The sequence below is a fragment of the Micromonospora sp. NPDC005252 genome, assembly GCF_042872475.1.
Lineage (GTDB): Bacteria > Actinomycetota > Actinomycetes > Mycobacteriales > Micromonosporaceae > Micromonospora.
In genome coordinates this window covers 1-14404 of sequence record NZ_JBIAKN010000020.1, presented here as the reverse complement: position 1 = coordinate 14404, position 14404 = coordinate 1, and the positions used below count along the sequence as shown (strand labels likewise).

Genomic DNA, 14404 nt, shown 5'->3' with positions numbered 1-14404 from the left:
GGATGGCCGAGGGTCAGGCGCCGCGCGCGAACAGGGCCAGGCGTACGCGGTTGGGGCTGTCGGTCTTGGTCATGAGGCTCGTGATGTGGGTCTTGACGGTGGTGACGCCGATGTGGAGCCGTTCGGCGATCTCGCTGTTGGACAGGCCCTCGGCGACCAGGGTCAGCACGTCCTGCTCGCGGGCGGTCAGCCCCTGCACGGATCGGGGCGGCTCGGCGCGGGCGCGCACCGCGCGTTGGACGAGGCGGTGCAGCACCTCCGGGGTGAACGGGCTGTCGCCCGCGGCGGCGCGGCGGATGCCGTCCAGCAGCTCGGTCGGGGGCGCGTCCTTGAGCAGGAAGCCGCACGCCCCAGCGCTCAGCGCGGGGTAGAGGTGGTCGTCGTCGCCGAACGTGGTCAGCACCAGCACCCGGGTGGCGGGACGCTCGGCGAGGATCCGCGATGTCGCGGTGATTCCGTCGACGCCGGGCATGCGCAGGTCCATGACGACGACGTCGGGGATGAGTCGCGCGGCGAGGACGACCGCCTCGCGGCCGTTGTCGGCCTCGCCGACGACCTCGATGTCGGGTTGCGCGTCGCACAGCATGCGCAGGCCCGCGCGAATGAGGTGCTGGTCGTCGACCAGCAGGATGCGGATCACGCCGGCTCCGGGGCGGCTGATGCGGCCGGTACCTCACGGGCCCGCGGCGCCGGCCCGGCGGCGGTCTCGGGGAGCGTGTTCGGCAGGACGGTCCGCACGCGCCAGCCCGTGCCGGTCGGTCCCGCCTCCAGCCGGCCGCCGAGGACCTCGACGCGTTCGGTCATGCCGGTGATGCCGTGGCCGCCGCCGGCCGGCACGGGCGTCGGGGCGCTGTCGCCGTCGACGCCACCCCCGTCGTCGGTGACCTCCCAGTGCACGGCCCCGGCGTGCAGGGCGACCACCAGGTGCGCCCGCGCGGCCGGCCCGGCGTGGCGTGCCACGTTGGTCAGCGCCTCCTGGGTCAACCGCAGCACCGCCAGGCCACGCACCGCGTCGAGGGAGCCGATCGCCGCGTCGATGTCGGCGTCCACGGTGATGCCGGCCTGGCGGGCCCGGTCGACGGCGGCGCCGAGCGCCGAGGGGAGCGCCGAGGGCTCGATCGCCGTCAGCGCCGCGTCCCCGCGTACCCCGTCGGGGTTGCGCAGCACCGCGACCAGCCGGCGCAGCTCCGCCAGGGCCGCGGTGCCCGTGCCGTGCACGTCGTCGAACACCTCGTCCACGCGGGGGTCCAGGTCGGTGAGGACGTGCCGGGCCACACCGACCCGCAGCACCATCGACGCCACGTGGTGGGCGACGACGTCGTGCAGCTCGCGGGCGATGGCGCTGCGCTCGTCGGCGCGCGCCGCGCGGCTCTCCGACTCGCGGCGCCGCTGCTCGGCCAGCGTCCGTTCCACGGCCTGCCGACCCAGCTCCCGGTTGGTCCGGATGACCAGGCCGAGCAGCACCGGGACACCGACCTCCAGGGCCAGCCCGACGACGCCGGAGGCGACCTGGCGCAGCGGGTCGCCGATCGAGTCGGTCAGGTCGACCACGGCCAGCAGCCCGGCGCCCAGCCAGATGGTGCGGGCGCGAGCCGAGAGCATGGTGACCTCGAGCAGAGCCCAGCTCGCCCCCACCTGGTTGATGGTGAAGTCGTCGATGAGGCAGACCGCGACCGCCAGCAACGCCGTCTGGAGCACCAGGTTGACCACCGGCCGGCGATACGTCACGAGCGCGGCGGCGAACGCGGCCACCGCGAGGATCCACTGTGTCACCGTTGGCGCGGAGCCGGAGTGGGGCACGACGAGCAGGTAGCCCAACCCGCTGAGGTCGAGCAGCACCATCCGCACGCGCGCGTCCCGCGTGTCGAACAGTCGTCCCAGCCACCCCACGGTCGTCAGCCTAGGTGCTCACGGTCGGTGGCAGCGACCGCCGACCGCGGCCACCGCGTCCGTACGCCCAGGTAGGCGGCCAGCCCGAGTGGTCCGAGCAGGATGGTCAGCACCAGCACCGGAGCCATGACCAGCGCCGGCACCCCCCGTTCCCGGCTGTCCCACCAAGCCCAGCGGCCCACGAACAGATCGAACGCGATCAGGTGCGCCCAGCCCGCCGCCGCGCCGTCGGGCGTGCCGAGCAGTTCGCGTACCCCGGCCAGGGTCGGCGACGCGACGGCGGGCAGCACCTCGCCGAACGCCGGGACCACCAGCAGCGCGTAGATCACCACGACGGGCAGCACGATCAGCGGTGAGCTGATGATCCGGGCGGTCCAGGACCAGCGCGGCACCAGGATCATCAGCGCCCAGAACGGCGCGGCCACCGCGAACGTCAGGGAGAACAGCGTCGCGGTCATGCCGCGAGCGCCAGTTCCGGGCGGCGTCGGCGGGCCAGGACCAGGCCGCTGGCGGTCGCCGTCGCGACCACCAGGGCCGCGACGGCGGCCAGGGTGCGGGCGTCCGGGCGCAGCAGCGGCTGCCCGCGCAGGGCCTGCCAGGTCAACAGCATCGTGAGTACGCCGTACGCGCCGCCCGCGACGACCAGCAGCCGGACGCGGGTGCGCGTGTCGAGCCGGGTCGCGAAACGGGTCAGCAGGATCGCCAGGATCGGCAGGGCCTGCAGGGCGTGCAGCCCCACGAAGTGCCCGATCCGCAGGTCGCCGCCGGCGGTGCTCCAACCGACCACGGGCAGCCCCGGCCCACCGTCGGCCACGCCGACGCTGTGCGCCCCGGAGATGCCCTCGATGCCCGGGTCCTGCATCGGCAGCACCATCGGCACCGCCGCGAGCATGCCGAGCAGGGACAGGCCGAGCCCCCACCCGACGGCGGTCGCGGCGACCCGGTCGGGGATCCGCCGGATCAGCACGACGATCCCGATGACGAGGTGCGCGAGGAACAGCACCATGATCGCCGCGCCCATCGTCGCGAACAGGGCGGTGTTCAGGGCTGTGGTGTCGTTGAAGTGGCTGGTCTGTCCGCGGATCACCTGACCGACGATCCACGCGTTCTCGAAAACCGCCACCGTGACGATGACGATGACCGCTCGTTCGGCGATCCGGCTGCGCCGGGGCAGCAGGGAGAGCATCCAGGCGAGTGTCACGCCGTAGAGGACGAAGGACACCGCGAACTTGAACGGCTTGAGCCAGATCGGCGCCCCGGTGAGGACGCGCGGGTCGACGAGGATGCCGACCGTGGCGATGACGGCGAGCACCGCCATCGCGCAGACGAGAATCAGGAGGGGGCGGTTCCAGTGTGTCGCCCGACGCAGAACGGTAGTCATGTCTGTAGATGCTCGGGGCCGATCCCGCCGGTCGCGTCCGACCGCGGGCCCCGGTTGCGGCCCGGGGTCGGAGCGCCTCTCCTCCCTGGGTAGGAGGCGCGATCGGGGCGGCCCGCCGCCGGTGCTGGCACAATGGCCGGCCTGCCGACCGGACCGGGAGTGACCATGACGATCAACGAGGACCGCGTCCAGCCGAACGAGACCACCGTGCCGCTGCTGCCCTGCCCGGCGCCGGAGGAGACCCTGGCCTTCTGGCGTGCCCTGGGCTTCGAGGTGACCTACGAGCAGATGAGGCCGTACGTGTATCTGGTCGTTCAGTGGAGCGGGTTCGCGCTGCACTACGGGCCCGCGCCGAAGGACCTCGACCCGGCGAAGGAACAGACCGGCGGCTGCCTGGTGTTGGTCGACGCGGTCGCGCCGTACCACGCGGCGTTCGCCGACGCGATGCGCCGCGCCCACGGCAAGGTGCTGGTCAAGGGCCTGCCCCGACTGACCCGCTACCGTGCCGGAGCATCACGGTTCAGCGTCGTCGACCCGTCGGGCAACACCATCACCTTCATCCAACGAGACGAGCCGAAGGATCTGGAGTACGGCGGGTCGTCCGAGCTTGAAGGACTGGCCCGGGTGCTCGACAACGCGCGGATCCTGCGCGAGTTCAAGCTGGACGACCGGGCCGCCTACCGGGCGCTCGACTCGGGGATGCGCCGTCGTGCCGAAGACGCTCCGACGGTCGAGCAGGCCACGGCGCTGGCCGGCCTGATCGAGCTGTCGATCGCGCTGGGGAAGACCGATCGGGTGCCCGAGTGGGGCGCCCGCCTCCGCGCGCTGACGTTGACCGAGCCGGAGCGTACGCAGGTGAGGGCCTACATCGCGGACCCGGTCGTCCTCGAACCCTGGTGGTCCGATCCGCGCTGACCACACGGACCGGGGCGAGCCGGACACGGCCCGACCCCGGTCGGCGGGTCAGCGGGTCAGCGGGCTGCGGGGCGGCGACGGAAGAGCGCCGTCACACCGGCGAGCAGGACGAGCAGCAGTCCGGTGAACCAGTTCATCACCGTGATCGTGCTGACGGTTCGCGTGGCGATCCCGATGCCGACGGCCGGCAGGCTCATTCCCAGGTAGGCGATGAGGAACAGCCCGGCCAGGGCCTCGCCGCGCCGGGCGGGCGTGGCCATCGCCGCGACCATGCCGACGGCGGCCTTGAACAGCACGCCGGCCCCGACACCGGCGACCACACCACCGACCAGGAACGCGGTCAGGCTGGCGGTGTGCATACCCACCAGCACGACGGGCACGCCGACCGCCTGCGCCAGCAGCCCGAGCCGCACCTTCGCCGGGGCGGGGAGCCGGTTGGTGACGGTCTGCGCCACGGCGGCGCCGCCGAACACGGCGAACACGACCGCGCCGCCCAGCGCCCGTGAGGGCAGGTGCAGGGCGCCCGCGACGAAGCCCGGGGCGACGGAGGTGAACAGGGCGAACACGGCGAACGACGCGAAACCGGCGCCGGCAGCGGCCACGTACCCGGCCCGGTCGCCGTGGTCGGCGCTGATCCGTTGCGGCCGGTACGTGGGCTTGACCAGCCGCTCCTCGACGGTCTCCGGGGTCGCCGCGACCGCCACGATGCTGGCGGTCAGCAGCACGGCGAACACCAGGTACGGAGTGCGCAGCGGCGCGTGGACGTACTGGGCGAGGACGCCCGCGACCAACGCGCCCACGCCGAGGCCGCCGATGTTGGCGGCGGTGGAGACCACTTCGAAGCGCTGGCGCGACGCGCCGGGCCGGTGCGCCGCGTGCAGTTCCTGCAGGTAGGCGGTGGCGGTCGCGGTGATCATGCCGATGCCCAGTCCGCTCACCAGGCGGGCGACCAGCAGCACCGGCAGGGACGCGTCGCCCAGGAACAGCGCGGCGGCGACCAGCTCCAACACCAGCGCCGGAATGAGGATCTTCTTCCGGCCGACCCAGTCCGAGACGTGCCCGGCGAGCAGCAGACTGATCACCACACCCACCGCGTACGACGCGAACACGATCGTGACCATGAACGTGGAGAAGTCGTCCCGAGCCATGTAGAGCGGGTAGAGCGGGGCCGGCACGGTGCCGAACGCCATCGCGGTCAGAAACGCCAGAGCGATCACCCAGAAGCCCCGGCCGTGGCGGCGAGACGATCCTTCGGCGCGGGTGGACGCGGCGGCGGGCCGGCGGGATGACAGGATCGTCGACGACATGACCCCACTGTCGCTCCACGCGATCATCGCGTGCAACGAAAGTTGACGCTAGCAGCGATCAGTATGGGTGATACTTGGCGGCGTGGAACTCCGCCAACTCGAGTACTTCGTCGCCGTGGCCGAGGAGCAGAACTTCACCCGCGCCGCCGCCCGCCTGCACGTCGTCCAGTCCGCCGTCTCGGCGGCGGTCAAGACCCTGGAACGCGAACTGGGTGCGCCGCTGCTGGACCGCAACTCCAAACGCGTACTCCTCACCGACGCCGGCGCCGCGCTGCTGCCCCGCGCCCGCATCGCCCTCGACGCGGCCCGCGACGCCCGCGACGCGGTCGCCGAGGTGCACGGCGGCCTCCGTGGCACCCTGCGCATCGGCACGATGACCTCGATCAGACTCCTGCACCTGCCGGCCCTGCTCGGCGAGTTCCACCGCCGGCACCCCGGGGTGCTGCTGCACACCAGCGTCGCTCCGTCCGGCTCCCAGGGGCTCATCGACGCGCTCGCGGAGCGCCGGCTCGACCTCGCGTTCGTCTCGCTGCCCGGCGCGCCGCCGGCCGAGGTCCGCTTCACGGAGCTGGCCCGCTCGGTGATCGATCTCGTCGTGCCGGACGATCATCCGCTGGCCGCCCGCGAGGCGGTGACGCTCGGGGAAATCGCCGGGCTGAACTTCATCGACTCCCCGGTCGGGTACGGCAACCGCGCCGTCACCGACCGGGCGTTCGCCACCGCCGGCCTGTCCCGGCGCGTCACGATCGAGATCCCCGACATCGCCACCGGCGCCGACCACGTCCGGCACGGCCTCGGCATCGCGCTGCTGCCCCGCTTCGCCGTCGCCGACGCCGGGGGCGTGCGCACGCTGACGGTCACCGACGCCGACCTCGACTGGACGGCGTCGCTCGCCACGCCGGTGGACCGACCGGTGGGCGCGGCCGCCCGCGCCCTCATCGCCCTGACCGGCGAGTTCCTACCCTGACCCGCGCGCTGCGGGGCGGGTGCAGCCCCGCAGCGCGTGGATCAGAAGGGCCACCGGTCGTCGGACCCGGCCTCGATCAGCGGGATCATCGCGAACGCGGCGTCGGACAGTCCGCCGAAGGTGTGCCGGTTCGTGACGGTCGGCGTGTGCCTGACCCGGTATCCGGCCAGGTTCCAGGTGTAGATGGGCACCTCCGCCGGCACCGCCGCGACGACATCCGTCGAGCCGTGCCAGTGGGCCTGCTCATCGGTGAGGATGATCAGCCGGTCGTGTCGGCCGTGGTGCTCGCGGACCGCCTTCTCGGTGTCGGTTCCCCTGCCGAGGAAGTAGCCGCCCTCCTTGAACCGCCGCACCGCCGCGAGGACCGACTCGCCCGCCACCGCAGGGAACACCAGGCTGTCATTGGAGAACGACACCACCGTGGCCGACTGTGCGCGGGCGGCCAGCGCGAGACCGAACACCGCGGCGGCGTCCCAGCAGAGCAGCGTGCCGTCCTTGCTGAACGGGCTCTGCATCGAGCCGGACGTGTCGATGAGGATCAGCGTCCGCCCGTCCAGGGCGGGCACGTTCGCGAGGGCGTGCTGCAACGCCTTCTCCAGCGGGTACGCCCAGCGCAGGCTCGGCGCCGCATTGTACGCCGACAGGAAGCGCATCGGCAGCACCCGCGAACTCGCGACCTGAGCCGGGTCGGAGAGCGTGGCCGCCACGGTCTCCGCGACGGTGTCGCTGACCCCGGCCCGGTCGAAGTTGCGCAGATTACGCAGCAGCGCCAGGTAGCCCATCGTCGGGATGACCGACTCCCATGCCGCCGCGTCCATCGCGCTCTGTCGCCAGCCGGCCAGCGCCTCCCACGTCATACCGGCAGCGTCCAGCGTCGCCGGATCGGTGACCTCCCTGCGCTGCTCGACAGGCATCGCCATGAGCGCGTCCCGCGCCCTGAGCATCCGCAGGGACGGGGGTACCGGGTTGTCCCGCCGGTGCCGCCGATCCAGCGCGTGCCGGAACAGGTCGCCCTGTCGCTCATCCCTGGCGGTGGGGTGGGTCAGCTCGATGACGTCACCGAAGCGCACCTGGTTGGCGACGGAGTCGTACTTGAGCAGACTCCGCTCGGTGTAGAGCCGGACCGCCGCGTCAGCGATGCCCCGCTTCACCGGCTTGGGCAGTGCCCGGCCATGACGAGCCAGCCAGTACGCGAGCGCCTCGCCCGGCTCGTCCGCACGCTGCAACGCCGCATCCACGACCGCGCGCGAGCCCGGAATTCCCGCCGCTACCTGGGCACGGGCACCTTCAAGGGCCGCCACCACGGACGCTGAGCGCATCATCGCACCGGTTCGGAGCCACGGTACGAAGCGCGCGAACCAGTCGGGATCCGCGACGGCGACGGCGGCGACCAGGTCCCGGAAACGGGCCTCCCGGCTGGTGGAACCCTCGTAGAAGGTGTCCTCGCCCACCATGTTCGAGACACCGAGCAGGAACAGTTCGAGGCGCGGCTCACGGACGAAACCGGGTGCGCCCTCGCCGGTCGCCGGCCGATGCCGGCTCGTGCGCAGCTTGACGTTGAACTTGGCCATGACGTCCCCCACGTCAGTCAGCCGAGAAGGCGCCACCACAGCGCACACCCGAGATCAGAGTCGGCCACGGACTAGTCCGCCGTTCTGTCCGTTGAACCACCGACCCGAAGGTGTCGGGGGGATTCGAACCCCCATCTGCGGAGCCGGGAAGTAACCGTTGCCTGCGCACCGGGTGTGCGTGTGGTCGCGCTTCCCGAGATCGAGGTTGGCGACGGATGTCCTTCACCGGGGCCGGAACCCCTCCAGATGTAGCCGTTGCCTACGCACCGGGAAGTGCGGTCACAACCGTAGCGGCAGCGGTGCGGGAGGGGCAACGGGCTTTGTGATCTTGTGATCGGAGGCGGTGTGGTCGGTCGCACCGCACGCCCGAGATCAGAAGTGGACACGGTGTTCGCGGGTTCGAACCGCAGGCCCTTGCCGGGCCTTCACCAGGAAGTAACCGTATCCGTCGCACCGGGCGTGCGGCGAGAGCACCTCCCGAGATCGAAGCGGCGACGGCGACCGGCCCTCGCGGGCCAAGGTGACCTGGGCCGCTGGTCGACGCCACGTGACATGGCGGTGGGATTCGAACCCACGTCTCCCCGATTGGAAGCGGAAGTAGCCGTTGCCTGCGCACCGGGAGGTGCCCCATGACGGTAGGCCCGCGTTGCCACGCCAACAACCCGATTCCGCATCCGCTGTCGAGGACTCCGGGCGGTGGGCGCAGCCGCTGGCCGGCGGCGACCGTCGGTCACCTCCGTGGGGGCGGATGCGGTGGTGAGCGGTATACCTCAGAGTCATATTCATACCTCTGAGGTATACCGCTCACCAGCACATCGACACGGCGGGCAGCCAAAGCGGATGACCAGCGCCCTTCGCCGCAGCCCCAGCCCCGTCTTGAGTTAGGACTTATTCGTCTAGATCATGGGCAGGACCAGCGCGGTCGAGGCCGCCAGCTCCCGATCGAACACCTCGTCGTGCGGGACGAACACCATGGCCTGCCCCTCGCCGAGCACGACGTCTTCCTGTCGCGCGGTGGTGACGCCATGGAAGATGTGCACCGTCACGGTGTGCCCGAAGCCCGCCTCGTACGGGCGCGGACCGCTCCACAGCAGGCGCAGCTCACCGGCTGTCAGGCCGGTCTCCTCCAGCAGCTCGCGGCGGGCCGCCTGCTCGGGCGACTCGCCGGGCTCGATGTGACCGCCGGGAAGGCTCCACTGGTTGGGCGAGACGGGCGTGTGCTCGTCGCGATGCTGCATCAGCACCGCCCCGGAGGCGTCGACGAGCAGGACGAGGGCGACGTCGTAGGTGGCCATGCACGAGACGATGCCACGCTGGCCGGCCCTCGTCACCGACGGTCGGGCGTACCCTCCGTGAATGGATCTGGATCATCCTTCGGTGGCGGAGTTCGGGTTCCCCGGGCCGCTGCGGGACACGCTCGTGGCCGCGATCCTGGCCGGCGCGAAGACCTCCACGTCCGCGCTGCTGCTCGGCTACGAGCACGCGAACGAGCCGCTGCCGGAGGTCGGTCACGTGCTCTGAACAGCCCTGGGGCGGCCGCCGGATCAGCCCTGCGCCGCGGTCGGTCCTGGGCTACCTGGCCTTACCCCAGGGAAAGAAGAAGTCGTCACTGTCGGCGAGCCACCAGTAGTACTCGGGAGACTTGTGGTTCCTGCACGCCACCCGCGTGACGGCGACCGATGCGGCCCGGATGCGATCGGCAGCGACGCCGGGAGCGATGATCGCGGTGGGTGGGAATTCCGTCTTGATCCGCCGGCCGAGGTCGTTCGCGGCCGCCTGCAGGTCGGGCCACTCAAGCCGCTTCCGCATCAGGTTGAGTTCTTCGGCCTTGCGCGCGTAGTAGACGGTGAGCACGAGACCAACGACGCCGGTGATGAACCCGCCGATTCCCAGCCATCGATCCATCCCGCCAGCGTAGGCACGGCCCGCCAGACCTCCACGCTCGCTCGCACACCGTGGTCGCCGTCGAGTCGTGGGGATCTCAGCGCCAGGCTGGTCTTCGTAACCTGGATCCGCGAGACTCCCCGGTATGGGTGATCGTTCGCGCCGGTGGGCGTGGGTCGGAGTGCTCGTCATCGGGCTGATCCTGTATCTCGCGGTGCTGCGGACCCTCGTCCGCACCCAGAACCCGAACTTCGTGCCGGCACTGATCCTGCTCGGCGCGACCCTGGCTCCCCTGACGTTCCTCACGTTCGCCCAGGCCCGTACCGGGCGTTGGCAGGTGCCGGCGTCGGTGCTGGTGACATCGGCGTTCTTCGGCGGGGTGATCGGCACGGTGGTCGCCGGCACCCTGGAGTACGACACTCTGCGCGGCCTCGGCGCCCTGCCCATGCTGTTCGTGGCACTGATCGAGGAGTCGGCGAAGCTGATCGTCCCCGTGGTGCTGCTGTTCACGGCCCTGGCGCAGCACCGTCGCCGCCTGCCGTCCGACGGTCTGGTCATCGGTGTGGCCGCCGGCATGGGTTTCGCCGCGTTGGAGACGATGGGGTACGCCTTCACCGCGCTGCTGAGCTCGCAGGGCAACATTGGCGCGGTGGAGCAGACCCTGTTCATCCGTGGTCTGACCGCGCCCGCCGGGCACACCGCCTGGACCGGGCTCACCGCCGGAGCGCTGTGGGCGCTGCTGGCCAGCCCGAGCGTCGGCCGGCTGTTCGGGTTCCTCGGCACCTTCCTCGGCGTCGTCGTCCTGCACACCCTCTGGGACACGTTCTCCGGTTCGCTGGTCTTCGTCGTACTGGCGATCGTCAGCATCGGCTGGCTGTTCTGGGAGCTGCACCGCTACCGGACCTTCGGTGATCGCCTGGCGGTCCAGCACCCGTCGAACTGATCGCGGCCCTCCTACACCATGCCGTCGGCGGCCAGCGCGAAATGGCCCGCTCTGCTGATCCCGCTGCGGCCGGGCTGGCACCTCATCTACTGTCGGACTGTTCACATTTAGTGGCTTTCGTCGGGAAGGTGCAGCGATGGGGGTGCGGCGCTGGGTCGAGAGCTGGCCGCTCTACCGCCAGCTCACCGGCACCGACCCGCTCGGGCGGGGCGCGGCGGCCAAGTCGGCCCTGTCACTGTCGCTGACCGCCCGCACCGACACCGCCGACTCGGTCGCCCGGTCGGTCTGTCCGTACTGCGCGGTGGGGTGTGGGCAGCGGGTGTTCGTCAAGGACGGTCAGGTCACGCAGATCGAGGGTGATCCGGACAGTCCTATCTCGCGGGGCCGGCTCTGCCCGAAGGGCTCGGCGAGCAAGAGTCTGGTGACCAGTCCGTTGCGGCAGACGACGGTCCGCTACCGGCGGCCGTACGGCACCGAGTGGGAGGATCTCGACCTCGACACGGCGATGCACATGATCGCCGATCGGGTCCTGGCTGCCCGGGACGAGACCTGGGAAGACCGTGACGACGAGGGCCGGCCGCTCAACCGGACGTTGGGGATCTCCAGTCTGGGCGGGGCGACGCTGGACAACGAGGAGAACTACCTCATCAAGAAGTTGTTCACCGCGATGGGGGCGCTGCAGATCGAGAACCAGGCGCGTATTTGACACTCCGCCACCGTCCCCGGTCTGGGGGCCAGCTTCGGTCGTGGCGGCGCCACCCAGTTCCAGCAGGACATCGCCAACGCTGACGTCATCGTCATCCAGGGTTCGAACATGGCGGAAGCACATCCGGTGGGTTTCCAGTGGGTGATGGAGGCCAAGCACCGTGGCGCGAAGGTGTTCCACGTCGACCCGCGGTTCACGCGGACCAGCGCGGTGGCGGACGCGTACCTGCCGATCCGGGCGGGCACCGACATCGCCCTGCTCGGCGGCGTGATCCGCTACATCCTCGACAACGAGCTGGACTTCCGCGAGTACGTGGTCGCTTACACGAACGCCGCCACCATCGTGACCGAGGAGTACCGCGACACCGAGGATCTGTACGGGCTCTTCTCCGGCTTCGCCGAGGACAACGCCAGCTACGACCAGAGCAGTTGGCAGTACGAGGGCGTCGAGGAGAACATCCCCCCCCGGGACACCGAGACGCAGCGGGAAACGGCGGCCGGGCTGGAGCACGAGTCGCACGGCGCGCCGGTTGGCGGGCAGACGCAGCGGGACGAGACGTTGCAGCATCCGCGCTGCGTTTACCAGATCCTCAAGCGGCACTTCTCCCGCTACACGCCGGAGATGGTGGAGCGGGTCTGCGGGATCCCGCAGGAGAAGTTCCTCGAACTGGCGCAGGCGTGGACGGCGAACTCGGGCCGGGACCGCACCGGCATGCTGATCTACTCGGTGGGGTGGACGCAGCACAGTGTGGGCGTGCAGTACATCCGTACCGGGGCGATCATCCAGTTGCTGCTGGGCAACATGGGCCGTCCGGGTGGCGGGGTGATGGCGCTGCGCGGTCACGCCAGCATCCAGGGTTCGACGGACATCCCGACCCTGTTCAACCTGCTGCCCGGCTACCTGCCGATGCCGCACCACGCCGACCACCCGACCCTCGACGAGTGGGTGGACAGCATCCGCCACCCCGGGCAGAAGGGCTTCTGGGGTGACGCGCGCGCCTACGGCGTGAACTTGCTCAAGGCGTACTGGGGTGACGCGGCCACCGCCGACAACGACTACTGCTACGGCCACCTGCCGCGGATGACCGGTGACCACGGCACCTACCAGCAGGTGCTCAACATGATCGACGGGAAGGTCAAGGGGTACTTCCTGCTCGGGCAGAACCCCGCGGTGGGCTCGGCGCACGCCCGCGCGCAGCGCCTCGGCATGGCCAACCTGGACTGGCTGGTCGTGCGGGACCTCTTCATGGTCGAGAGCGCCACGTTCTGGCAGCACGCCCCGGAGATCGAAACGGGCGAGATCGTGCCCGAGGAGTGTCGTACCGAGGTGTTCTTCCTGCCGGCCGCCTCACACGTGGAGAAGGAGGGCACGTTCACCCAGACGCAGCGGTTGTTGCAGTGGCGGGAGAAGGCTGTCGAGCCGCCGGGCGACGCCCGCTCCGAACTGTGGTTCTTCTACCACCTCGGACGCATCGTCAGGGAGCGGTTGGCCGGCTCGACCCGGCCCCGCGACCGGGCGCTGCTCGACCTCAACTGGAACTACCCCACGCACGGTCCGCACGCCGAACCGAGCGCCGAATCGGTGCTATACGAGATCAACGGATACGAGGTGGCCAGCGGCCGACCGCTGTCGAGCTACACGGAGATGAAGGACGACGGTTCCACCGCCGGTGGCTGCTGGATCTACACCGGGGTGTACGCCGACGGCGTCAATCAGGCCGCGCGCCGCAAGCCCGGCTCGGAGCAGTCCTCGGTGGCGCTCGAATGGGGTTGGGCGTGGCCGTCCAACCGGCGGATCCTCTACAACCGTGCCTCGGCCGATCCGGAGGGCAGGCCGTGGAGCGAGCGCAAGAAGTACGTCTGGTGGGACCCGGAGAAGGCCGAGTGGACCGGCTACGACGTGCCGGACTTCGAGAAGACCAAACCGCCCTCGTACCGGCCGCCGGCCGACGCGTCCGGGCCGGCGGGGATCGCCGGCGACGACCCGTTCATCATGCAGGGCGACGGCAAGGGCTGGCTCTACGCGCCCACCGGCGTGCTGGACGGGCCGCTGCCGACGCACTACGAGCCGATCGAGTCGCCGGTGCGCAACCCGCTCTACCGCCAGCAGGCCAACCCGGCTCGCAAGGTCTACATCCATCCGATCAACACCCTCAACCCGAGCCCGCCCGAGCCGTACAGCGACGTCTTCCCGTACGTGTTCACGGTCAGCCGGCTCACCGAGCACCACACCGCCGGCGGCATGAGCCGGACCGTGCCGCACCTCGCCGAGCTGCAACCGGAGATGTTCGTCGAGGTGTCGCCGGAACTGGCCGCCCAACGCGGCCTGACCCACCTGGGCTGGGCGCACCTGGTCACCGCCCGCGCGGCCATCGAGGCGAAGGTCCTGGTCACCGACCGGATCACCCCGCTGCGGGTAGACGGTCGGATCATCCACCAGGTCTGGGTGCCGTACCACTTCGGTTACGAGGGTCTGGTCACCGGCGACTCGGCCAACGACCTGTTCGGCATCACCCTCGACCCCAACGTCCTCATCCAGGAAAGCAAGGTCGGCACGTGCGACGTGCGGCCCGGCCGACGCCCGAGGGGCCAGGATCTGCTGAACCTCGTATTCGACTACCGGCGACGGTCGGGGCACCTGACCCACCGCTACCCGCCGCTGATCACGACCGACGTCGCCGACAGCAGCAGCGACCAGGAGGCCTGACCGATGCCCCACCCCAACGCCCTGTACGGGCCGCTCGACCCGGCGCCGGACGCCGGCTATGTGGACGCGCCGCCGCGGATGGGGTTCTTCACCGACACGAGCGTGTGTATCGGGTGCAAGGCGTGCGAGGTGGC

General features: G+C 70.8%; 13 protein-coding genes and 1 pseudogene. 6 read left to right on the top strand and 8 right to left on the bottom strand.

All coding sequences use genetic code 11. The annotated features are described in order from the left end of the window. Positions 1-13: 13 nt before the first annotated feature. The 4 genes from ACFYPH_RS29580 to ACFYPH_RS29565 are packed head-to-tail and all read right to left on the bottom strand — an operon-like array spanning position 14 to position 3271. Positions 14-640 carry a response regulator gene (locus ACFYPH_RS29580; RefSeq protein WP_387186345.1) on the bottom strand — a complete coding sequence of 209 codons (627 nt, stop codon included), beginning with the start codon at positions 638-640 and terminating at the stop codon, positions 14-16. Further along, on the bottom strand, positions 637-1890 hold the full coding sequence (locus ACFYPH_RS29575) for a sensor histidine kinase (protein ID WP_387186343.1): 1254 nt from the start codon (positions 1888-1890) through the stop codon (positions 637-639). Before ACFYPH_RS29575 ends, ACFYPH_RS29580 begins: the two co-directional genes overlap by 4 nt. A gap of 5 nt (positions 1891-1895) precedes the next feature. Continuing rightward, positions 1896-2348, bottom strand: coding sequence for an ABA4-like family protein (locus ACFYPH_RS29570; protein WP_387186341.1), 453 nt, complete (start codon positions 2346-2348; stop codon positions 1896-1898). Next, the gene (locus ACFYPH_RS29565; RefSeq protein WP_387186339.1) at positions 2345-3271 is read right to left on the bottom strand and encodes a hypothetical protein; all 927 of its coding nucleotides are present in this window, start codon (positions 3269-3271) and stop codon (positions 2345-2347) included. The genes ACFYPH_RS29570 and ACFYPH_RS29565 overlap by 4 nt, the downstream gene beginning before the upstream one ends. Before the next feature lie 165 nt (positions 3272-3436). Here ACFYPH_RS29565 and ACFYPH_RS29560 point away from each other — a divergent pair, with 165 nt between their 5' ends. Continuing rightward, the gene (locus ACFYPH_RS29560) at positions 3437-4186 is read left to right on the top strand and encodes a glyoxalase (protein ID WP_354856827.1); all 750 of its coding nucleotides are present in this window, start codon (positions 3437-3439) and stop codon (positions 4184-4186) included. Between the two features lie 56 nt (positions 4187-4242). Here the strand turns inward: ACFYPH_RS29560 and ACFYPH_RS29555 are convergent, their stop codons facing one another. After that, positions 4243-5520, bottom strand: coding sequence for an MFS transporter (locus tag ACFYPH_RS29555; protein WP_387186395.1), 1278 nt, complete (start codon positions 5518-5520; stop codon positions 4243-4245). Between the two features lie 55 nt (positions 5521-5575). Between ACFYPH_RS29555 and ACFYPH_RS29550 the strand changes: the two genes are divergently transcribed. Continuing rightward, positions 5576-6460: a LysR family transcriptional regulator gene (locus ACFYPH_RS29550; RefSeq protein WP_355066247.1), complete on the top strand. Its 885-nt coding sequence runs from the start codon at positions 5576-5578 to the stop codon at positions 6458-6460. Positions 6461-6501: 41 nt separating this feature from the next. On the opposite strand, the gene ACFYPH_RS29545 is transcribed toward ACFYPH_RS29550, so the two are convergent. Together ACFYPH_RS29545 and ACFYPH_RS29540 are read right to left on the bottom strand one after the other, a co-directional pair. Then, positions 6502-8043 (bottom strand): TROVE domain-containing protein, encoded by a 1542-nt coding sequence (locus tag ACFYPH_RS29545; protein ID WP_387186337.1) that lies wholly within the window; start codon positions 8041-8043, stop codon positions 6502-6504. A gap of 884 nt (positions 8044-8927) precedes the next feature. After that, entirely contained in the window at positions 8928-9326 is a 399-nt protein-coding gene (locus ACFYPH_RS29540) for an NUDIX domain-containing protein (protein ID WP_387186335.1), read from the bottom strand. 61 nt (positions 9327-9387) lie between these two features. On the opposite strand from ACFYPH_RS29540, the gene ACFYPH_RS29535 reads away from it, so the two are divergent. Continuing rightward, positions 9388-9552: a hypothetical protein gene (locus ACFYPH_RS29535; protein ID WP_387186334.1), complete on the top strand. Its 165-nt coding sequence runs from the start codon at positions 9388-9390 to the stop codon at positions 9550-9552. A 51-nt stretch (positions 9553-9603) separates the two neighbouring features. Here ACFYPH_RS29535 and ACFYPH_RS29530 read toward each other — a convergent pair whose 3' ends face one another. Further along, positions 9604-9936 (bottom strand): hypothetical protein, encoded by a 333-nt coding sequence (locus ACFYPH_RS29530; RefSeq protein ID WP_387186332.1) that lies wholly within the window; start codon positions 9934-9936, stop codon positions 9604-9606. Positions 9937-10060: 124 nt separating this feature from the next. On the opposite strand from ACFYPH_RS29530, the gene ACFYPH_RS29525 reads away from it, so the two are divergent. The 3 genes and pseudogenes from ACFYPH_RS29525 to ACFYPH_RS29515 form a co-directional block, all read left to right on the top strand. Then, the gene (locus ACFYPH_RS29525) at positions 10061-10858 is read left to right on the top strand and encodes a PrsW family intramembrane metalloprotease (protein ID WP_354856811.1); all 798 of its coding nucleotides are present in this window, start codon (positions 10061-10063) and stop codon (positions 10856-10858) included. A 136-nt stretch (positions 10859-10994) separates the two neighbouring features. Then, positions 10995-14270 carry a formate dehydrogenase gene (gene fdh, locus ACFYPH_RS29520; protein WP_387186331.1) on the top strand — a complete coding sequence of 1092 codons (3276 nt, stop codon included), beginning with the start codon at positions 10995-10997 and terminating at the stop codon, positions 14268-14270. Positions 14271-14273: 3 nt separating this feature from the next. Further along, positions 14274-14404 (top strand): annotated as a pseudogene (locus ACFYPH_RS29515) (4Fe-4S ferredoxin); the annotation flags it as partial.

Coding starts and splice junctions, on each gene's coding strand:
- ACFYPH_RS29535 (WP_387186334.1), top strand. CDS start 9,388: ATGGATCTGGATCATCCTTCGGTGGCGGAGTTCGGGTTCCCCGGGCCG.
- ACFYPH_RS29525 (WP_354856811.1), top strand. CDS start 10,061: ATGGGTGATCGTTCGCGCCGGTGGGCGTGGGTCGGAGTGCTCGTCATC.
- ACFYPH_RS29570 (WP_387186341.1), bottom strand. CDS start 2,348: ATGACCGCGACGCTGTTCTCCCTGACGTTCGCGGTGGCCGCGCCGTTC.
- ACFYPH_RS29560 (WP_354856827.1), top strand. CDS start 3,437: ATGACGATCAACGAGGACCGCGTCCAGCCGAACGAGACCACCGTGCCG.
- ACFYPH_RS29555 (WP_387186395.1), bottom strand. CDS start 5,520: ATGATCGCGTGGAGCGACAGTGGGGTCATGTCGTCGACGATCCTGTCA.
- ACFYPH_RS29530 (WP_387186332.1), bottom strand. CDS start 9,936: ATGGATCGATGGCTGGGAATCGGCGGGTTCATCACCGGCGTCGTTGGT.
- ACFYPH_RS29540 (WP_387186335.1), bottom strand. CDS start 9,326: ATGGCCACCTACGACGTCGCCCTCGTCCTGCTCGTCGACGCCTCCGGG.
- ACFYPH_RS29565 (WP_387186339.1), bottom strand. CDS start 3,271: ATGACTACCGTTCTGCGTCGGGCGACACACTGGAACCGCCCCCTCCTG.